This is a genomic window from Nocardioides sp. N13(2025) (genome assembly GCF_051912545.1).
Classification (GTDB): domain Bacteria; phylum Actinomycetota; class Actinomycetes; order Propionibacteriales; family Nocardioidaceae; genus Nocardioides.
This window is the reverse complement of record NZ_CP196809.1, coordinates 1,107,419-1,127,646: the sequence shown is the minus strand read 5'-3', so window position 1 is coordinate 1,127,646 and position 20,228 is coordinate 1,107,419. Positions and strand designations below refer to the sequence as shown.

Annotated in this window: 13 protein-coding genes, 1 tRNA gene and 2 pseudogenes; 6 read left to right on the top strand and 10 right to left on the bottom strand. The window is 71.2% G+C overall.

Annotation, left to right across the window (positions count from 1 at the left end):
• Window positions 1–17 precede the first annotated feature (17 nt).
• The 5 genes from ACS3YM_RS05475 to pstC are packed head-to-tail and all read right to left on the bottom strand — an operon-like array spanning window position 18 to window position 7,435.
• The gene (locus ACS3YM_RS05475; protein ID WP_439939068.1) at window positions 18–989 is read right to left on the bottom strand and encodes a sortase; all 972 of its coding nucleotides are present in this window, start codon (window positions 987–989) and stop codon (window positions 18–20) included.
• Entirely contained in the window at window positions 986–3,568 is a 2,583-nt protein-coding gene (locus ACS3YM_RS05470; protein ID WP_439939067.1) for a hypothetical protein, read from the bottom strand. Before ACS3YM_RS05470 ends, ACS3YM_RS05475 begins: the two co-directional genes overlap by 4 nt.
• Window positions 3,565–5,259 carry a substrate-binding domain-containing protein gene (locus ACS3YM_RS05465; RefSeq protein WP_439939066.1) on the bottom strand — a complete coding sequence of 565 codons (1,695 nt, stop codon included), beginning with the start codon at window positions 5,257–5,259 and terminating at the stop codon, window positions 3,565–3,567. Before ACS3YM_RS05465 ends, ACS3YM_RS05470 begins: the two co-directional genes overlap by 4 nt.
• Entirely contained in the window at window positions 5,259–6,422 is a 1,164-nt protein-coding gene (gene pstA, locus ACS3YM_RS05460) for a phosphate ABC transporter permease PstA (protein WP_439939065.1), read from the bottom strand. Before pstA ends, ACS3YM_RS05465 begins: the two co-directional genes overlap by 1 nt.
• On the bottom strand, window positions 6,419–7,435 hold the full coding sequence (gene pstC, locus ACS3YM_RS05455) for a phosphate ABC transporter permease subunit PstC (RefSeq protein ID WP_439939064.1): 1,017 nt from the start codon (window positions 7,433–7,435) through the stop codon (window positions 6,419–6,421). The genes pstA and pstC overlap by 4 nt, the downstream gene beginning before the upstream one ends.
• A 307-nt stretch (window positions 7,436–7,742) precedes the next feature.
• Between pstC and ACS3YM_RS05450 the strand changes: the two genes are divergently transcribed.
• On the top strand, window positions 7,743–8,774 hold the full coding sequence (locus ACS3YM_RS05450) for a metallophosphoesterase (RefSeq protein WP_439939063.1): 1,032 nt from the start codon (window positions 7,743–7,745) through the stop codon (window positions 8,772–8,774).
• 54 nt (window positions 8,775–8,828) lie between these two features.
• Here the strand turns inward: ACS3YM_RS05450 and ACS3YM_RS05445 are convergent, their stop codons facing one another.
• Both ACS3YM_RS05445 and ACS3YM_RS05440 read right to left on the bottom strand, forming a co-directional pair.
• Complete coding sequence (locus tag ACS3YM_RS05445) at window positions 8,829–9,080, bottom strand: hypothetical protein (protein WP_439939062.1); 252 nt, start codon at window positions 9,078–9,080, stop codon at window positions 8,829–8,831.
• 38 nt (window positions 9,081–9,118) lie between these two features.
• Window positions 9,119–9,403: an STAS domain-containing protein gene (locus tag ACS3YM_RS05440; protein ID WP_439939061.1), complete on the bottom strand. Its 285-nt coding sequence runs from the start codon at window positions 9,401–9,403 to the stop codon at window positions 9,119–9,121.
• 257 nt (window positions 9,404–9,660) lie between these two features.
• Between ACS3YM_RS05440 and ACS3YM_RS05435 the strand changes: the two genes are divergently transcribed.
• The 4 genes and pseudogenes from ACS3YM_RS05435 to mptB form a co-directional block, all read left to right on the top strand.
• Complete coding sequence (locus tag ACS3YM_RS05435; protein WP_439939060.1) at window positions 9,661–10,623, top strand: ABC transporter ATP-binding protein; 963 nt, start codon at window positions 9,661–9,663, stop codon at window positions 10,621–10,623.
• A complete protein-coding gene (locus ACS3YM_RS05430; RefSeq protein ID WP_439939059.1) occupies window positions 10,620–12,002 on the top strand; it encodes a hypothetical protein in 1,383 nt (460 codons plus the stop codon). The genes ACS3YM_RS05435 and ACS3YM_RS05430 overlap by 4 nt, the downstream gene beginning before the upstream one ends.
• Complete coding sequence (locus ACS3YM_RS05425; RefSeq protein ID WP_439939058.1) at window positions 11,999–14,764, top strand: alkaline phosphatase family protein; 2,766 nt, start codon at window positions 11,999–12,001, stop codon at window positions 14,762–14,764. The genes ACS3YM_RS05430 and ACS3YM_RS05425 overlap by 4 nt, the downstream gene beginning before the upstream one ends.
• A gap of 16 nt (window positions 14,765–14,780) precedes the next feature.
• Window positions 14,781–16,217: pseudogene (gene mptB, locus ACS3YM_RS05420) on the top strand (polyprenol phosphomannose-dependent alpha 1,6 mannosyltransferase MptB); the annotation flags it as partial.
• A gap of 5 nt (window positions 16,218–16,222) precedes the next feature.
• On the opposite strand, the gene ACS3YM_RS05415 reads toward mptB, so the two are convergent.
• The 3 genes and pseudogenes from ACS3YM_RS05415 to ACS3YM_RS05405 form a co-directional block, all read right to left on the bottom strand.
• Window positions 16,223–17,404, bottom strand: coding sequence for a glycosyltransferase (locus tag ACS3YM_RS05415; RefSeq protein ID WP_439939057.1), 1,182 nt, complete (start codon window positions 17,402–17,404; stop codon window positions 16,223–16,225).
• A gap of 224 nt (window positions 17,405–17,628) precedes the next feature.
• Window positions 17,629–18,813: pseudogene (locus tag ACS3YM_RS05410) on the bottom strand (IS481 family transposase); the annotation flags it as partial.
• Between the two features lie 113 nt (window positions 18,814–18,926).
• Window positions 18,927–19,000, bottom strand: a tRNA-Ile gene (locus ACS3YM_RS05405).
• 108 nt (window positions 19,001–19,108) lie between these two features.
• On the opposite strand from ACS3YM_RS05405, the gene ACS3YM_RS05400 reads away from it, so the two are divergent.
• Window positions 19,109–20,197, top strand: a complete 1,089-nt coding sequence (locus ACS3YM_RS05400; RefSeq protein ID WP_439939837.1) for an ArsO family NAD(P)H-dependent flavin-containing monooxygenase — start codon at window positions 19,109–19,111, stop codon at window positions 20,195–20,197.
• Window positions 20,198–20,228 lie beyond the last annotated feature (31 nt).

The window sequence follows — 20,228 nt, the reverse complement described above, 5'->3', positions numbered from 1 at the left end:
GGAGCAGGTCGCTTCGGTTACATCAGGTTGGGCAGCAGCCGCATGACCACGTCAGTGGTGAGCCAGGCGACGGCGATCACGACGGGTGTCGTGACGACCCAGACCAGGGCGGCGGAGAACCGCTGCCGGGCGGCGATGACGCCGAGCGTCAACGCCAGGAGCAACCCCAGGCACAGGGTCAGCAGCGGCATGACCGCTCCGGACTCGGTGCCCATCGCCTGCTCCGGTTCAGGGACCACGCGGGGCAGGCCCGCGGGAGTGACGAAGGACTTGTCGGCCTCGGCGTCCACGTAGACGACCCGCCCCGGCGACAGCGCGGGCAGGCGCGAGCCGCTCGCCTCGCCGCTCACCAGGACCAGCCGGGCGGCGTCGTCGGGGCGTGGCTGCGGCAGGGGGTCCCCGGCACGGCGTACGCCGATCACCCGGAACCGCGTCGAGCCCTGGGCAGTCGTGACGTTGACCTGGTCGCCGGGATCGAGCTCGCCGATGCGGGCGAACGGGGCGCCGTACGTGGTGGCACGACCGAAGACCGCCGACGTGCCGCGCTGGCCGGGCAGCACGGTGTTGCGCAGGTGTCCGGGCCCGACGAGGAGGTCGCCCGACGCTGTGCCCTCGACCACCACCTGCTCCAGGCCGATGTGCGGGATCGAGAGCGTCGCGACAGGGGCGCCGACCTCGACCACCGGCCCGATCGGAGCGGTCGCCGCAGCGAGCTCGCCGCGGAACTGCTCGTAGAGCGCGTCCTGGGCGCGGTCCTGCGACAGGCCACCGAGGTAGAGCATCTGCGCGACCATCCAGCCGGCCACGAGGCAGCACATGAGCGAGGTCGTCGAGATCACCGACCACATGTCATCGGCCGGGGCCGGCGCGACCGGGCGGCGAGCGGACCGCGTACGCCGCGGGGCGGGTCGCCAGGGCCGACGCCGGGCAGGCGCGGGTGCGGACGCGTGGGCGGTCGGTGCCGCCGGGCGCTGGGTCGTCATGGTCATGCCCGCCTCCCGCGCAGGTGGCGCAGCCGTACGAGGTTGGCGGCGATCGCGCTGGCCAGCGTGATCACCAGGAGCAGCGGCAGCACGCGCTGAGCGACGGGCGAGGCGACCTCGGTCGTCGGCGGCATGGCCACGGGCTCCTGCTCGGTGTCGGTCTCGTCCTCACCGGTGCTGCCCTTCCCCCGGCCCGCGCCCTTGCCGGGACTCTTGCCCGTGCCGTCGTCGGCGGTCGGAGCCTCACCGACGGCGGTGACGCTTCCGGGCCCGGCGGTGCCGACGTCGGTGCCCACGTCGCTCCCCGTCGTGCCGTCGCCCTCGCTGGCGCCGTCGGTGGGCTCCTCGGTCGCGCCGGACTGCTCAGCGATCGCGGCGGCCACGGACTGCGCCTGCCTCCACAACGGCGCGGTGACGCCGCTCCTGCGCAGCGGGAGGTAGCCCGGCGGCAGCTCGCCGTTGCCGTAGCCCTCCTCCTGGCCCTCGCTGGTCGCGACCTCGATGAACTGCGCGACCTGGTCGGCCTGCTCCTGCGGCAGGTTCGCCGTACGAGCGGCGGTGTAGACGACCATCGTGCCGGGATAGGCGTCGTTCCTGACCAGCTGCGCCATGTCGAGGGCGAAGGGCTCGTCGCCGCCCTTGCTCGGCTCGGCGAGGCGGAGCGCCCTGCTCAGGCCCGCGGTGGTCGGCGAGGCGTAGCCGTTCCTGGTCGCCAGGCTGGCCTGGTCGAGACCGAGCCGCTCGGCGTCGCCGATGCTGACAAGACCGAACATGAAGCGGGTGCCGACACCCTGACGGTCGACGCGACCGATCTTCCACGGGTCGGTGACCGCAGAGCGCTCACAGCGGGTCTGGACGTTGGGCCAGGCATCGAGGATCGCCTCGGCGATCTTGCGGATGGAGTTGACCGGGGCCGCGAGCTGCGTGAAGTACGGCGTCGGGTTCTGCTGGCGGCACTCGTCGTTGGTCGCCGGGACGTAGTTGTCGAGCAGCGGCCACTCGGGCGTCGGGAGCTCGATCTTCTCGTAGCTCGGGTTGACCCGCATGCCCCAGGGATCGGGCTTGCCGTCGACGAAGTCCATCGCGGCCCGGTCCTGGGCGATGTACTCGGTGAGGGACTGGATGACGTCGCTGGACTCCGAGAGCGACAGCAGGGTCGCCGCGGCCTCGCGCGTGATCGTGTCCAGTCCCGGGTTGAGGGCCTGGAACTCCGGGTCGAGGTTGATGCCCACGGGGTTGGCGCTCATGCCCGGATGCCCTCGACCGAGCTCGCTGCCGAGGTAGGACTGGGTCATCAGCTTGGCGATGAGCCGCGCGTTGAGCTTGAGGTCGGTGTACTCCCCCGCGTTGCCGGGCCGGTCGATCACGTAACCGATGGAGAATCCGGTCACGGCCGTGGGCGCATAGGCCATCGGGTCGGTGCCCTTGGCCTCGTGCTTGCTCGAGACGAACGCCGCGGCGCCACCGCCGTTCTCGGCGAGGGTGAAGCCGGCCGCGTCGGCCATCTTGTTGTGCTGGAACTTGAAGCGCTCCTTGTCCAGGCAGAAGGCCGGCGACCACTGGAGCGTGGCTTGCGACATGAGCTCGGAGCCGTAGAAGCCGGTCGGCGCGCGGTCGTCGAGGACGGTGCAGGCGTCCGGCGGGAGGCCGAACGTGATCGGGATCGAGAACCGGTTGCGCCAGTTGGACTCCGACCACCAGAGCATCGGGGACGCGGTGAGGTCCACGCCCTGGTTGGAGAAGTTGTTGGAGCCGGCCTCGAACTGGCCCCCGCGGGAGCAGGCCGGGTCCTCGTCGAGGCAGCTGATGCCCTCGATGGGGATCACGACGATCGAGCAGGCGACCTCGTCCGAGCAGCCGAGCGACTCGTTCTCGATGTCGGAGCGCACCTCGAACTTGGCGTGCCCGTTGCCCTCGGCGTCGCTGAAGGCCGCCTGCTCGGCAGGCGGGAAGGCCGCGCCGACCGCCGCCTCGGGAGGCATCGTCTCGGAGGTGCAGCTGGGGTAGACCGTGCCGTTGGCCGCGCGGAACGGCGTGATGCGCGTCGAGAAGCTCGGGACGTCGTTGCACTCGGCAGGGATCGGGTCGAGGCCGTGCTTCTGGCCGCGTTGCGCCTCGCTGGCGAACGCGTCGTGGCGCCAGGCGGCCTCGCTGTCGTCGGCCACCTGCGTGCGCTGGGCACGCGAGGACGTCCAGCAGGTCTCCGGCGACAGCTGCTCGTCGACCGGCAGGCTCGGGTCGTCGAGGCCCCGGCACTGCAGGATCACGACGGGATACTCCTGCAGGAGCCCCTTCTCCCCGAACGGGCTCGCGGCCCTGCCGCCGGTCGGGTGGGCGCCGGTCCAGGAGATGTTGACGCGCTCGCGACCACGCAGCTCGGTGGTGCGGTCGGCCGTCACTGTCACGTCGCGCGCGTCGATCTCGATCTGCTGGCCCTGCACCATGATCGAGCGGGTGAGGTGCTTCGTCTGGGGGTACGCCGGCGTGGTGCCGTCCGGTGCGGCCCCGGCTGTGTCGACCGTGCCGACCACGGGCAGGCCCAGGGCGAAGACGACGGCTGCGGCCCCGAGGATGCGCAGTCTCATCGCGCGCCACCTCGACGACGTACGCCACGGGCGATGAGGAGGCCCGGCACCAGGATCAGCGCCAGCAGCTCGAGCGCGGCGAGGGCGCCGAACGCGCGCCCGTCGCCGGGGCGGCTGGCGGAGAGCTCGGTCGGCGTCGCGTAGATCGGGTCCGAGGTGGCGCCGGTGCCGGCGGTTGCCGCAGTCGTGCCGTCCGCGCTCACCGCCTCGCCGGTGACGGGGTCGACCTCGGTGGTGGCGGGGTCGACGGCTCCGACGTCCTCACTGGCCGCCGGCACCTCACCGCTCGCGGAGGCCTTGCCGTTCTTCCCGTTCTTGTCGCCCGTGGCGGTGCCGTCCTCGGTCGCGGCCTCGGTCGGCTGCTCGCCGTCGGTGGACGGCTCGCCGGTGCCGGTCGCCGTACCGCACGGACCCTCGCCCTGCTTGTCGCAGGCGGCCGGCTGCGGCGCGATCTGCGCGAGCTTGTTCTGCTTGAGGTCGCCCGCGACGAAGGTCGGGTTGTTGCAGCGGGTCGCGTCGCGGTTCTCGATGTCGACGGCCGGGTCGGCCGCCTTGAGCCTGGCCAGCTGCGTGAAACCCGCCTGGACGAGGTTGAGCGGGAGCGGCGAGTACCCGTAGGGACCGGCCTTGGCCTGGCCCTCGCACAGCGAGTAGTACATGAAGTCGCCGAGGGTCTGGCGCTTCGCGGTCGTCATGCGCTGGTCGCTCGCGCCCGTCGGGATGATCATGTAGCTGTAGGAGGACAGCGGGTAGGCGCGGGGGTCCTGGGCGTTGTAGACGCCGTCGAGGATCTGCGTGAGGTACATCGGCGAGGACCTGTCCTCGTTGATCCGCGCCTGGGTGAGCGCGACCGCGACGTTGTACTGCGTGGGCTCGACGTAGTAGCCGCCGTCGTTGAGGACCTTGACGACCGGGTAGTCCTTGTTGAGCGGGTAGGCGTACTCGACGTAGCCGATCGTGCCGTTGCCGGCGAACCCGGAGATCGTGTTCATCACCTGGTCCGAGCCCGACTGCGCGAGCATCCGGCCCTTGCGCGGGTAGTAGGACGTGTAGCCGCTCTTGCCGAAGTAGGGCCGCCAGATCGAGGGGTACTCCGCGTCCATCCACGTCGTCAGCTGCGCCGTGGTGCCGGAGCCGTCGGAGCGGACGACCGGGGTGATCGCGAGCTTGGGGAAGGCGCGGCCGTTGTTGTCCGCAGTGATGGCGGGGTCGGACCAGTCGGTGATCTGGCCGGTGAAGATCTTGGTGAGGGTCTCTCCCGACAGACGCAGGTTGCGGACCAGCTCGTTGCCGATCTTGAGCTGGTAGGTGAAGGCGGTGCCACCGGCGACGATCGGGAGGTAGGCGAACTCGCGCCCGTTGCTGTTGTCGGCGTTGCCGAACTCGTCGACGCCCGGGTAGGGGATCTCGGAGATGCCGAAGTCGGTGACGTTCTGCGCGAAGTTCTTGCGACCCTGCGACGACCCGCCGCCGTTGTAGGTCACCTTCATGCCGAGCGCGTCGACGTCGGAGATCCACTGCTGGACGATGACCTCGGACCAGGTGGAGCCGGAGCCCTCGATCTGGGCGTACGCCGCGCGCGGGGTTGCGTCGCCGAAGCCGTCGTCGGCCTGGGCCGGGGCGCTCAGCACTGGGAGGGCGAACATGCTCAGCGCCAGAAGTGCGGCGGCGAGACGGAGCGGTCGGGACATCAGGACTCCTCAGGGGCGCGCTGCGCGCGGGTCGTACGAGCGGGGGTGCGCTTCGCGGCGCGGGGCGGGCGGGCGACGAGGCGGGCCACGATGAACAGGGCCAGCACCAGGACGAGCAGGACGGTGGCGGCGGCGAAGGCGCGCTCGATCATGAGCGGCTCCGGGCTGCGGGCACCGGTGAAGATGTAGAGCGGCAGCGAGTTCATGACGCCGTCGGTCGGGTTGGTGACGAGGAAGCTCGCCGCGCCGGAGGTGAGCAGCACCGGCGACGTCTCGCCGACGCCGCGGGCGACGCCGAGGATCAGCGCGGTGGCCAGGCCTGGCCGGGCGGTCGGCAGGACGACGTGCCACACCGTGCGCCAGCGGCTGGCTCCGAGCGCCAGGCTCGCCTCGCGCAGGCCCCCGGGGACGACCCGGAGCACCACGTCGGCGGCGCGGGCGATGATCGGCAGCATCATCACCGACAGCGCCATCGCCGCGGCGAAGCCGGACCGCGGGAAGCCCATCGCGACGATGAGCACGGTGTAGACGAAGAGGCCCGCCACGATGGAAGGCAGTGCGGTCATCGCCTCGACGATCGTGCGTACGACGACCGCGAAGCGGCCGCCGACCTCGGTCATGAAGACCGCGGTGCCGATGCCGAGCGGCAGGGTGATCGCGATCGCGATGCCCAGCTCGATGACCGAGCCGAGGATGGCGTGGCCGATGCCGCCCCGGTCGAAGGGGTCCCGCGGACCGACGCCCGACATGTCGTCGACGAAGAAGTTGACGTGGAGCAGGGGCTCCCACCCGCGGTAGACCACGAACACGACGGTGCTGACGAGGGCGGCGCCCACCACCAGCGCGCCCGAGGTGACGATGCCGCTGACGACCCGGTCGACCACGTCGACCCGGCGTCCGGTGAGCGAGGTGGTCACCGCGCTCATCAGCAGGCCGAGGACGAACCACCCGATCAGCAGCCACGCGACCCCGCCCAGTGGCAGGAGCCGCTGGGTGATGACCCACGACAGCGCGAAGGCGCCCACCCAGGCGCCGACCACGGTGAACTGCTCCTCCGCGGTCGGGCGGCCGAGGCCCGGCCGCGGGACCGGCGGCGGGGCGTCGAGGTCGCGGTGCGGCAGATGGGTGGTGCCCGTCGTGTGCAGCTCCTGGGTCGTCGTCATGCGTCCGTCCCAGCGCCGGAGCGGCTGCGAGCGACGATCATCGCCGCGAGCGTGTTGACGACGAGCGTGATCATGAAGAGGACGAAGCCGGCAGTGAGGAGTGCGGACAGCTGGGCGGCGCTGGCGTCGCCGAAGCGGCCGGCGATGAGGGCGCTGACCGAGCTCGTGCCGACCTCGAGGATCCGCGGCTTGATCACGAAGTCGGGCGAGATGATGAGGAGGACCGCGATGGTCTCGCCGAGCGCGCGGCCGAGGCCCAGCATCGTCCCGCCGATGATGCCGCCGCGACCGAAGGGCAGGACCACCGAGCGGACCATGCCCCAGCGGGTGGCGCCCAGGGCGAGGGCGGCCTCCTTCTCCCCCGGCGGCGTCTGCGAGAAGACCTGCCGCATGACAGCGCACGACATGGGCAGCACCATCATCGCCACTGCGATGCCGGCGCAGAACGCGCTGCCGATGTAGCGCGACTGGTCCCACACCGCGGCGTGCGGGTCGGCCTCGACCGCGAACAGCGGGATCCAGCCCAGGTGCTGGTGCAGCCACAGGCTCAGCGCCGCCGCGTGGGGCATGACGAGGAAGTAGCCCCACATCCCGTAGATGATCGAAGGGACGGCGGCCATCAGGTCGACGAGCGACACGAGGGTCGGCTTGAGCCCGGCCGGGGCGTACTCGCTGATGTAGAGCGCGGTCAGCACGGCCAGCGGGAAGGCGAAGGCCATGGCGACGCCGGCGACGGAGACGGTGCCGACGAGGACCGCCCCGATGCCGAGGACGTCGGCCTCGGGCTGCCAGGCGCTCTCGGTGAAGAAGCCCCAGCCGTAGCGCTGCAGGGTGGGCACGGACTGCCAGGCGAGGAAGACACCGATGCCGCCGGTGACGACGAGCACGGTCGCCCCGATGGTGCGAGCACCGACCTCGAACACGCGGTCGGCGCCGGTCGCCCTTCGGGCGAGCCGCCGCGGGCGCACCCCGGCGGAGGGCAGGACGGAGTCCTGGGCAGGAACGGTGGTCACGACGATCTTTCAAGACGACCCGAGAGACTGCAGACGTGGCGTCACTGCCCCGACGTGTCGCCGGCTGGTGAACGGCTCAGATCCTTGGGCTCGATGGGGAACGCCCCACCTGTCCGACATGAACGTCCGGCCAACGCCGACGGTCCGTTTCGCTCCGTGGTTGCGCGTCGTAGCCCGTTCGGGCTACGACGATGGCTCGACTGGGCAGGGTCCGCTGCCGCCCTCCCCCGCTTCCGTCGATGGATGGCCACCTGCTGTTCACATCCGTGCCGCGGTCCCGGTCACCGCCCTGCGAGAGGAACAGACCATGAGTCCACTCCGCACGTCAGCCGCCGCATGCGCTTCAGCCGTCGCCCTCGCCCTCACCACCTCCAGCCCCGGCGTGGCCGCGCCCGGCCAGGACAAGCCGTCGAGCACCAGCTTCGCCGTCATCGGCGACGTCCCCTATGGCGCCGCCCAGGTCGCGGCCTTTCCGCGGTGGGTCGACCGCATCAACGTCCAGCCCGGCCTCGACCTCGCCTTCCACGTCGGTGACATCAAGAACGGTTCGTCCCCCTGCACCGACTCGTACAACACGATGATCCGCACCCAGTTCGACCGCTTCGAGATGCCGCTGCTCTACACACCAGGTGACAACGAATGGACCGACTGCCACCGACCCGCCGCCGGGGCGTACCAGCCCCTCGAGCGGCTCGACGCCCTCCGCGAGACCTTCTTCGACGTGCCTGGAGAGACGCTCGGCGCGCGGCCGAGGAAGGTCGCCACGCAAGCCGACCTGGGATTCCCCGAGAACCAGGCACTGCGCGCGAGCGGCATCGAGATGGCCACGATCCACGTCGTCGGCAGCAACAACGGCCGTGCTCCGTGGGCCGGTCTCGGCCTCGCCGCGCCGACGTCGGAGCAGCTCGCCGAGGAGTCCGCCCGCATGGCCGCCGCCATCCGGCAGGTCGAGGACACCTTCGCTCGAGCACGACAGACCCAGGCACGAGCAGTCGCCATCTTCCAGCAGGCCGACATGTTCGACCCGTCCTACCAGCCGACCTGGGACGTCAGCGCCTTCCGGCCGCTGGTCCAGGCGCTCATCGACCAGGCCTCCACCTACGACGGCGAGGTCTACCTCTTCGACGGCGACAGCCATGTCCACAACGTCGACCGCCCCCTTGCCGGCGGCTCACGCTGGCTGGAGATCCACGACGTGCGCGGCTCCGCCGACAACCTCACCCGGATCACCGTCGATGGCGAGGCGAACAACACCAACTTCCTGCAGGTGACCGTCAACCGGCCAGGTGCCGAGGACGTCCTCTCGTGGCAACGGGTGCCCTTCGAGTCCACGCCCTGACCCGAGCGCGGGACGCGGGACCGAGCCCGGGCCGCCCGAGGGCTGGTCCAGGCGCTACGGAAGCTCGTCGACGGTCGGCAGGCGCACCGCCTTGCCGGCCCGGATCCGGGCCACGGTGTCCTCCATCCACTCCTCCGACATGGCCAACACCCCATGCTCAGCAAGATCCCGGCCGAGCCTGCCCTCCACGTCGCGGACGAGCCCGGCAGCGAAGTCGGCGGACACGGCATCGATGACTCGTTGGGTGGCAGACAGCAGCCGCTCGACCATGTCACGCTCGAACTCCAGGTCTCGGTCATCGTCCACGAGCCGTGAAGATACGGGTCGAAGGTGAACGCGCCCAGCTACCGACCTTCGCCGGACCTGAGCGCGTCCAGGAGCGGGCCGCTGCACCCGGACCACCGCAGCACCGTCCGGCGTTCGACCGCGAGCCTGGAGCACCACTCGAGGGCGCGGACGCCGTCGGCATCGACGCCCGCGACCCGGGTCAGGTCGAAGGTCAGTGTCCGCGCCTGGTCGGCGAATCGAACCATGGCGGCCCGGAGGTCGTGGCTCGCGACGGTGTCCAGCTCTCCGTCGACCTCGATGGTCACCCGGTCGGACTCTTCTCGCGCGGTCACTCGTCGCATGCCTGTCCCTTCCTCCACGATGCGGTCGTCCAACCACGTCTCCCTCTGGTGCCCAGCCTACGGAAGGCGCGAGCGGCCGGTCAGCATCGCCGAGGGGAACAGCGAGCGACGGGTGCGTCGCAGCGGTCGACACGCACCCGCGGCGTTCGCGCATCGTTCGCGTTCCCGTGCGGCGCAGTCCACCGACGCCTCCTAGCGTCCTCGACGGGCGACCGATCGGTCCGCCGTCAACCTCGATCTCGGGATGGAGGTGGGCCATGTCTGCGACCGCTGTGCGGACGCGCGGCCTCACCAAGCACTTCGGCGACGTCATCGCCCTCGACGGCGTGGACCTCGACATCGACGCAGGGCAGGTGCACGGCCTGGTCGGCCCCAACGGAGCCGGCAAGACCACCCTCCTCGGGCTCCTCCTCGGCCTGTCGCGAGCCACGTCCGGGTCGCTGGAGGTGCTCGGCCGCCCCGTCGGGCCCACGGTCACCGTGCCTGCGGCCGTCGGCGGGTTCGTGGACGGTCCGGGCCTCTACCCGACACTGACCGCCCGGCAGAACCTCACTGCGATCGCCCGGCTGCGGCCGGACCGTCCGCCCCAGGACGTGGACGCGCTGCTCGACCGGGTCGGCCTGCTCGATGTCGCCGGCGACCCCATCCGCGGCTTCTCCCTCGGCATGCGCCAGCGGCTCGGACTCGCCGCCGCGCTCCTCGGCGACCCGCACCTGCTCGTGGTCGACGAGCCGGCCAACGGCCTCGACCCCGCCGGCAAGCGCCAGGTGCACCGCGTCCTCACCGACCTCGCGCACGACGGCGCCACGGTCGTCCTCTCCAGCCACCGGATGGACGACCTCGCCGCCCTGTGCGACGAGGTGACCCTGCTCGCCGCGGGACGCGTCGTGTTCACCGGCCCGATCCGCAAGCTGGCCGCCGAGAGCGGCGAGCTCGACTACCAGCTGGTTACCTCGGACCCCGCCGCCGCCCGCCACCTCGCAGCCCGTACGCCGTCGCTGCGGGTGGTGGACGGCCGCGGGTCGAGGCTCGACGACCGGGCGCTGGTCGTCCGCGGCCCGGAGGTGGCCGTGGACGACCTGGTCTCCCGCCTCGTCACCGACGGCATCTCGATCCGCGAGCTGGGCCCGGTCGTCCCACCGCTCGAGGCTGCGTTCCTGGCCCTGACCGGTGCCTCGACCGACGGCGACGTGCCACGTCCTGCGGAGGAGGTCCGATGACGACCGCGACGCTGGACGCCGTCACGCCGGCGCCCGCCGCGACCGCCGCCCCGCTCGGGAGCGCCTACCGCTTCGAGCTGGTCAAGCTCGTCTCGCAGTGGCGCCTGCGGCTGGTGCTGCTGGCCTGCCTGCTCGCACCCGCGATCTACACCGCCGTGATCAGCCGGCAGACCTCACTGCCCGCCGACGCGCTCTACGGCCGCTGGATGGGCCAGTCGGGCTGGGCGGGCTCGCTGGCCGTGCTGGTGTTCCTGGGCACGCTCGTCCTCCCGCTGCTCACCGCACTCGTCGCGGGCGACGTGTTCGCCGTGGAGGACCGGCTCGGCACCTGGCGCCACCTCGTCGTCGCCGTACGCTCACCGCAGGTGATCTTCGCCGCCAAGGCACTCGCCGCGCTCACCGTCATCCTGGTGCTGGTGGCCGCCCTGGCGGCCTCCTCCCTCGCCGGCGGGCTGCTCTCGGTCGGCAGCCACCCCCTGCCGGGGCTCGACGGGCACCTGATGGACTCCGGCGAGCTCGCCCGCACGGTCCTGCTCGCCTGGCTCAGCGTCGTACCCCCGACCCTGGCGTTCTCTGCCGTCGGGCTCCTCGGGTCGGTGGCGCTCGGCCGCTCGCCGCTCGGCCTGCTGCTGCCGGTCGTCGTCGCGCTGGTCCTCCAAGGCCTTGCCCTGATGCCGGTCCCGGTCGCGCTCCGCGCGGCGCTTCCGGTGAGCGCGTTCACCGGCTGGCGCGGCCTGCTCACCGAGCCCGGCCAGATGGGGCCGTTCTGGATCGGCGTCGCGGTGAGCCTCGCCTGGGCGGCGCTGACGACCTGGCTCGCGTTCCGACTGTTCGTGCGGCGCGACTTCACCGACCTCGCCTATGACGGCTCGGGGAGCCGTTTCGTGGTGGCGGGTCTCGCCCCGCTCGTCGCGCTCCTCGCACTGACCACCGGCGCGGTGGCTGCCGCCACCGGCGCCACCGGCTCGGGGATCGACACGTCGAAGATCGAGAAGGAGCTCGCCACGTCGTTCTCCCACCTCTACGTCCTCCAGACCGAGCAGCTCCACCGCCCCGCGGTGACCGAGGACGACCTGCAGGCCGCCGCCCGCTGCGACAGGGGCGGCAGCCGCGTCGCCGACGAGGGCCCGGGCTCGGACTGGCGCTGCGTCGTCCGCTGGACGTTGCCCGGGTCGACCGCCACCGGCACCGCGATCTACCAGCTCGACGTCCTCGCCGACGGCAAGTACGTCGCCGACGGCGACGGACCCAAGGAGGTCAACGGCTTCTTCCAGGTGCGCACCCCCACCGGCGACGCGCCCAACCCGCTGTGGCAGCTCGACGGCTCACTCGACCTGCTCGACACATCAACCCAGAAGCACGAGGAAGGACCACGATGAACGTGACACGCAACCGTGTGGGGAGGCCGGCTCGACGCCGCCTCCTCCGCGCCAGGCCGATCGGTGTGATCGCCGGCGTGGTGACCATGGCCGTCACCGGCGGTGTCGCCTACGGCACCACCGTCGGCTTCGGTGAGAACCAGGTCGGCACCGAGTACTCCGACGGCCTGCAGATCTCCTCCGGCCAGGTGCTCCAGCCGCTCGGAGAGCGGTTGATGACGCCCTATGGGAAGTTCATGGGATCGACCGTCAGCCCCGACGGCCGCTACCTGGCCGCCACGGCCAACGACCGCTCCGTCTCGCTGCAGGTCTTCGACCTGTCGACCTACGAGCTGGTCTGGCGGGTCGGGACCGCCGCCGGTGTCGACCAGCGCTACTCCGACCGGACCGTCGGGCAGGAGAGCCCGCTCTACTCCCCCGACGGCAGCGTGCTGTGGATGCCCAGCGCAACGGGACTCACGCGCTTCCCGGTGAACGCGGACGGGACCCTCGGCATCCCGACGAAGGTGACGCTGCCGGACGTCGAGGGCCGCCGCGCCCTGACCTCCGGCCTGACCTACTCCCCCGACGGCACGACCCTCTACGCCGGGCTGAACGGCCAGAACACGGTAGTCGCCCTCGACCCCGCCTCCGGCGCGGTCACGCGGACCTGGTCCGTCGGTGTCGCCCCGCGCCAGCTGGTGTTCGCGGGCTCGAAGCTCTACGTCAGCAACGAGGGCGGTCGGCGGGCGGTCGCGGGCGACGCCACGCAGGACTCGTACGGCACCGCGGTCCCGGCCGACCCGGTGCTGGGCACCTCCACCACCGGCACCCTGAGCGTCATCGACACCACCGCTCCCGCCGCACCCGTCGGCCAGGTCCCCGTCGGCCTGCACCCCACCGCCATGCGCGCGACCGACGGTGCGCTCTACGTCGCGAACACCAACGACGACTCCGTGTCCGTGGTGGACACCGCCACCGACCGGGTCGTCCAGACGATCTCGACCACGCCGTGGCAGGGCTCGAAGGTCGGCTACGCGCCCAACGCCGTCACCATCCACGGCGGGCGGCTGCTCGTGAGCCTGGGCCGTGCCAACGCGATCGCGGTCTACCGCCTCGGCACCACCGCGCTCGACCCGGTCAGCTACGTCGGCCTCGTGCCGACGGACTACTACCCCGAGGACGTGTTCGCGGTCGGCGACCAGCTCGTGGTGTCCAACCGTCGCGGCGTCGACGCCCGCGGGCCCCTCATCACGTTCAACCAGGGCTACGGCACGAAGCCGGCCACCGGCCACGGCACCCACGGCACCACCGCCTCGCTGACCCGGTTCACGCTGCCGAGCGACACCGAGATCGTGGAGACCTACACCCCGCAGGTGTTCGCCCAGAACGGGTGGGGCCCCTCGGACACCGACACCAAGCACGCCACCGGCGCGCGGGCGAACGCGGTGCCTGTGCCGAGGCGGATCGGTGACCCGTCGACCATCAAGCACGTCTTCATGCTGGTCAAGGAGAACCGCACCTACGACCAGGTCCACGGCGACATGCCCGAGGGCAACGGCGACGCGTCACTGGCCCAGTTCGGTGAGCAGGTGACGCCGAACATCCACGCGCTGGCACGCCAGTTCGGGCTCTACGACAACGTCTACGACACCGGCACCAACTCCGCGGAGGGCCACAACTGGCTGATGCAGGGCGACAACCCGGAGTACACCGAGTCCAGCGCGGGCGAGTACGTCCGTAGCTACGACACCGAGGAGGACGTGCTCGGCCACCAGCGCTCCGGCTTCCTCTGGACCGCGATCCAGGAGGCCGGCCACAGCGCGAGGAACTACGGCGAGTTCATCTACACCGAGGGCAAGCCGTCCGGCACCTGGCAGCAGTACTACTGCGCCTCCCGCAGCGTCGAGCGGGGCGGTGACCCCGCCCAGCTGACCACCCCGGAGCTGAAGGGCGACTACGGCTCGGTGATCCCGTCGCTCAACGAGATCACCCACCCGCTCTCGCCGCCTTTCGACATGTCGATCCCGGACCTCTACCGCTACCAGATCTGGAAGCAGGACTTCGAGGCCAACGGGCCGCAGGACTTCAACATGATCTGGCTCTCCGACGACCACACCGGCGGCCCGGTGTCGGCGCGCTCCAACGTGGCCAGCGGCGACCTGGCCGTCGGGCAGATCGTCGAGACGATCTCGCACAGCAAGTACTGGAAGGACTCGGCGATCTTCGTCGTGCAGGACGACAGCCAGAACGGTGCCGACCACGTCGACGGCCACCGCGCGCCGATCCAGGTCATCAGCCCCTGGGCCGTGCACGGCAGGACGGTCTCGACCTACTACACGCAGATGAACATGGTGCGCACCATCGAGCAGATCCTCGGCGCCGAACCGCTCAACCAGAAGGTGGCGGCTGCGACGCCGATGTTCGACGCCTTCTCCAAGAAGGCGGACCTGACACCGTTCGCCGCCCTGCCCAACCGGGTACCGCTGACCGAGAACATCAAGACCCCTCCGGCGTGCGGGCTCGACACCCCTGCCGACCCCGTCGCGGCTCCCCCGGCCCCCACCGCGAAGGCGGCCTACACGACGGCGTGGGAGAAGTGGAAGGACAACCAGCACCTGAGTGGTCGCCGGGCACGGGCCGACTTCGCCAACCCGGAGCTGATGAACCGCTACACCTGGTACGACGCGCACCACTGGGACCTTCCCTACCCGGGCGACCCGAAGATCTACCTGCCGGACGAGGTCCCGGGCGCGGCGCTGCCGGGCTCGGACACCGACTGACAGCAGCACCCTCGTCGTGGATGCGTCGGGCCCGGCCGGAGCCTTCCGGCCGGGCCCGACGCTCGCCCCGGCCGTTGGCGCCACGTTCACAGCCAGGTCAGCATCGCTGACTAGCGTGCCGATCGTGCTGGCGAAGGGTGTGGTGGGAAGCGTGCTCGTCCTGCTCGGCGGCCTGGTGGTCTCGACCCTCCCGGCCAGCACGACGCCGCTGGAGCTCGAGGTCCTCGGCGCCGTCCGCGGGAGCACGGTGGGACGGATGGCGGGGCTGGGCGTCGTGGTGCTCGGACTGGGCATGCTGGCCGCGTCCTGGCTGTGGTTGTGCACCACGGTTGCCCACGTCGACCGGTTCGACCACGCTGGCCAGAGGGACGCTCTGGTGCTGGTGCGCTCGGCGACCTTCCTCTGGTCAGTGCCACTGCTGCTCGCGCCTCCGCTCTTCTCCAGGGACGGCTGGTCCTACGCCGCCCAGGGGACGCTGACCCACTACGACATCTCCCCGTACGAGCACGGCCCCGGGGTCCTCCTCGGTCCCATCGTGCAAGCGGTGGACCCGCGCTGGCTCCACACCCCGGCGCCCTACGGGCCGGTGCCGCTGATCCTCGGCGACGTCGCCGCGGGGTTCACCGGTGACCCGTGGCTGCTCGTGGTGGCACACCGACTGGTCGCCCTTGCCGGTCTGGGCCTGCTCGCGTGGTCCGTCCCTCGTCTGGCGCAATGGTGCGGGAGCCGTGCGGCTCTCGCTTCGGCGCTCGTGCTCTGCTCGCCCCTGATGCTGGCCAACGGCGTGGGGGGCCTTCACAACGACCTGCTCATGGCGGGACTCATGGCGGCAGCGCTGGTCGTCACGGTGGAGCACGGCTGGGTGTACGGCGCACTCCTCGGCGGACTGGCGGCGGCGGTGAAGCTGCCCGGCGGCCTGGTCTGTCTCGGGGTCGCGCTGATCGCCCTTCCCGCTGGGGCCACGCTGGCTCAGCGGGTACGCCGCCTGTTGCGGGTCGGCATCGTTGCGGCCTCGGCGCTGGTGGTGCCCGGGCTGGCCTGGGGTCTCGGGGTCGGCTGGGTCCATGCACTGGACGTCCCGGGGACGGTGAACACGCCGTTGTCGCTCGCCACGGTGGTCGGTGACTGGCTCGACCTGCTCGCGCGTGGGGTGGGAGCGGACGTCCCGGACGGGTGCTTCCTCGACCATGTCCGCCTGCTTGCGCAGGTGGCGATCCTGGTCGTCGCCACAGGCGTGGCGCTCACGGCCCCGACCGGGCGGTCGGGCGCCGTGCGCGCCGTCGCTGTGGTGATGGGTGCGACGGTGATGCTGAGCCCGGTCGTCCACCTCTGGTACTTCCTCTGGGTGTTGCCGTTCGTCGGCTCCCTGCGGCTGTCCCGGCTCGGGATGACCGGGCTGTTGGCCGTGTCGGTGGTCGCCGGACTGGTGGCTCCGCTCGACTCCTCCCTGCACGGCGCCTACCTGGCGATCGTGATCGGTTCCATGCTGGTGGCGGCGCTCACGCTCCTGCTGCTCATCACACCGCGAGCCCGCGAACGGCTGCGTCGCATCGCAACCCCGGCGTGGACGTCGAGCATCGACGCCACGGTCGCCGACCACGGGTAGCGCTCCGCCCGCGCCCTGGCGGCATCCCGCCTGGACGCGACTGGGCGGTCCGCCACCTCCAGGACCGCATCGGCCAGCGAGGCGGGCTCCGGTCGGCCCCATGCCCCGGAGACGACGTCCACGAGCTCCCTGGCGCCACCGCGATCGGCGGTGACCACCGGGGTGCCCGAGGCCAGGGCCTCGAGGACTGCGAGGCCGAAGGTCTCGCCGGGGCAGACGCTCAGCGCGACATCCGCTGCCGCAAGCCGGTGACTCAGGTCAGTCCGCGAGTCCAGGAACCCGTGGAAGCGGATCGGCGCCGACCCTGCGGCCTCGACCAGCTCGTCGCGGTGGGGCCCGACGCCGTACACGTCGAGTCGCACGGGCACGCCGCGCCCATGCAGCTCGACGGCGGTGGCGACGGCCAGGTGTGGAGACTTCTCCCTCGACAGCCGTCCGGCGTGCACGAGCCGCAGCTCGCCTTCGCGCTCGACGCGGTGGGGCCGAAAGGTGTCCAGGTCGACACCGAGAGGAATCCGCACGATCGGACAATCGGCCCCGGCGGCGACCCGGCGGAACTCGTCCTCCGCGTAGCGCGACGTCACCACGATGCGATCGACACTGCGGACCAGCAGCCGGTTCAACAGGCCGACGGACACCTTCGCGGTCGTGTCGAGGCCGGTCCGCAGGGCGAGCATGTCGTCCAGCCGCTCGTGGGAGAAGAGCACCGACCCGACGCCGTTCCGGCTGGCCCACCGAGCGACGGGGAGAAGGGTGAGCTTGTCGCTGAGCTCCAGCGAGGTGGGCCCCCAGCCCTCGAGCACCTCGATCACCCGCCATGGCTCCACGATCATGCGGTAACCGCCACCCACCCGCGGCGCCCGGAACTGGACCACGTCCCCGAGCGGTGTGGTGATGCGCGAGTCGGCGGGCCCCGGCACGATGAGGAGCCGTCGGTGGCCGGCCCCGACGTACCCCTGCCCCAAGGCTTGAAGGGCGGTCCTCATCCCTCCGGAGGCCGGACCGACGAAGTTGGCGAGCTGGGCGATACGCATGGCCGGACCGTGTCGGAACGAGGTGAACAGGTGGGGTGGCGAACGTGGCGCCCAAGGTGCGTGGGGGTATCGCCCGGACCCGGCCGCGCTGCAGCTGTCACCCATCACCCGAAGGTGCACACAGCAACACGGGCCCCTTGTAGGGCTGAAGACCTTCGGTTGATGGGTGACAGATCTAGTTCGGTTGATCGGTGACACTCGTTGTCACTGTAGGACGTCCGTTGTGGCGCGGTGGATCGCTTGACCCTCACCTCCCCGGTGCTCTCGCGCTTCTGGGTTCGCAGGAGTTGGTCACCGTCGTAGAACTGCAGGACGTTCTCGGTGACCCACACGTCGATGGGGCGACCGGCCGCGGCCACGCCGAGGCAGACCTGTTGCCAGCTGACGCACACCACGCCTACGGCGCTGGCCCGGCGGGTCACCCAGGTGCCGTCGACGCGGTCCTCGCCGGGTCGGCCGGGGTTGCGTGATGTCCGGATCGGGGCAACGGGCGCCGGGTCAGGCCTGAGGAACCGCGACGCCGGGGTGGCCATGTCCAGCGCCTGGTGCGGCCTGTCGTAGTTGTAGTCGTGGACCCAGGCATCCAGCTCGGTCTGCGCGGTGGCCAGGTCGGGAAAGACCCGGTCGGTGCGGAACTCGGTCCGCAAGGCCCGGTGGAACCGCTCGATCTTCCCCGTCGTCGTGGGCGAGCGGGGCTGGGTGTGCAGGTGCTCGATGCCGTTCTCCCGACAGATCCGGTCGAAGAGCACCTCCACCGGTGGCCGGTTGAACCGGCCGGTGAACACCTTCCCGTTGTCGGTCAGGATCTGCCCCGGCACCCCAAAGGTCCGCAGTGCGGCCGCGAGGCCGTCGCACACGTGCGGGGACGTCTCCCGCAGCATCAGGTACGCGCTGACGCAGAACCGGGAGTGGTCATCGACCCCGGTCAACGCCTTGGCCCGCCGCCCGTCCGCGAGGACGAACCCGCCCACCACGTCGATCTGCCACAGCTCCATCGGGAGCCCGCGCTCCCACCGCTTCCACTTCCGATCCCGCCGCCGACGCCCGGACGGGTCGATCAGGTTCAACCGCACCAGCGCGCGGTAGACCGCCGACTCCGACGGCAGCGGCTCCACGCCGACCTTGTCGAGCTCGAAGACCAGCCGGCGGGGCCCCCACCCCGGATGCGAGGACCGCATCGTGGCGATCACCGCCTCCACCTCGGCGCCGATCTGGTGCGGACACGACCGCGGCCGATGCGACCGGTCCGCCAGCCCCTCCAAACCCTCGGCCTCGTAGCGGGCCAACCACCCGTGCAGGGTCTTGCGGTGCACCCCGAACCGGGCCGCCACGCTCGAGACCGTCTCGCCGTCGCTGATCACCGCCAGCACGGCCTGATACCGCTGCTCGCTCACGCTCAACTCCCTCATCAAGGGAGTGTCACCAATCAACCGGAGTAGCTGTCACCCATCACCCGACGATGTGTAACGCATCAGCCGAAGGCCAAACGTCACCCATCAGGCGAAGCAATACAGGCCCCTTGTAGGGCGGGTGGGGCTCGAACCCACGACCCAAGGATTATGAGTCCTCTGCTCTGACCGACTGAGCTACCGCCCCTGGGTGCACGTCCCCCGGGTAGAGGTGACCATATCGGTCGCGTGCGAGGGCCACGGAGGCGTGTCCGACCATACTGGCGGCGTGGCGACCGAGGCAGGACACCAAGCCATCCAGCCCGACGAGGTCGATGTCGTGGTCATCGGCGGAGGGCAGGCCGGTCTCGCCACCGGCTTCTACCTCCGCCGTGCTGGACTCGTGCCCGGTCGCGAGCTGGTCATCCTGGACGCATCCGACCGGCCCGGCGGGGCATGGCCGCACATGTGGGACGGGTTGCGCCTGTTCTCTCCAGCCGGCTACTCGTCGCTGCCGGGCTGGATGATGCCGCCGTGGGATGACGCGCGCAGAGGCTTCCCGCCCCGGGACCACGTGGTGGAGTACCTGACGCGCTACGAGGAGCGGTACGACCTGAAGGTGCGGCGGCCGTGTCGGGTGGAGTCGGTGCGTCGCGCGGACGACGACCCCCGCGGACGCCTGCTCGTGGATGCGGCGGGGCTCTCGTTGTCGGCTCGTGCGGTCGTCTCTGCCACGGGGACGTGGGACAGGCCGTTCTGGCCGACCTACCCCGGGATGCGTGCGTTCAGGGGACGGCAGCTGCACGCGTCCGGCTACCGGGCCCCGGGTGAGCTCGCTGGGCAGAGTGTCGTCGTGGTGGGTGGCGGCAACTCCGCTGCGCAGATCCTCGCGGAGGTCTCGACGGTCGCGCAGACGACGTGGGTCACCACCCGACGGCCTCGCTTCCTGCCCGACGACGTCGATGGCCGGGTCCTCTTCGCCACAGCCCGGGCGCGCATCGAGGCACTCGAGGAGGGCCGCGAGCACGCCGGTGTTGCCGGCCTCGGCGACATCGTGATGGTCGACAGCGTGAAGGACGCGCGCGAGCGAGGGGTCCTGCACGCGCAGCCGATGTTCACGCGCCTCACTGCGGACGGCGTTGCATGGGCCGACGGGACCACGCTGGCGTGTGACGCCGTCATCTGGTGCACCGGCTTCAGGCCCGCGCTGCGTCACCTGCGCCCGCTGGGCCTTCGCGCCCGGAGCGGTCACATCCCCGTCGGCGGCGCTTCGGGCACCCAGGCGCTGGAGGACCCGCGGGTGCACCTGGTCGGGTACGGGGACTGGACCGGGCCGGCGTCTGCGACCCTGGCAGGAGTGGGCCCCTCAGCCCGCGCCGTTGCAGCAGTGCTGACCCGGCCGTAGCTGGTGGGCGATCGTGTCGCGGTAGCAGGCC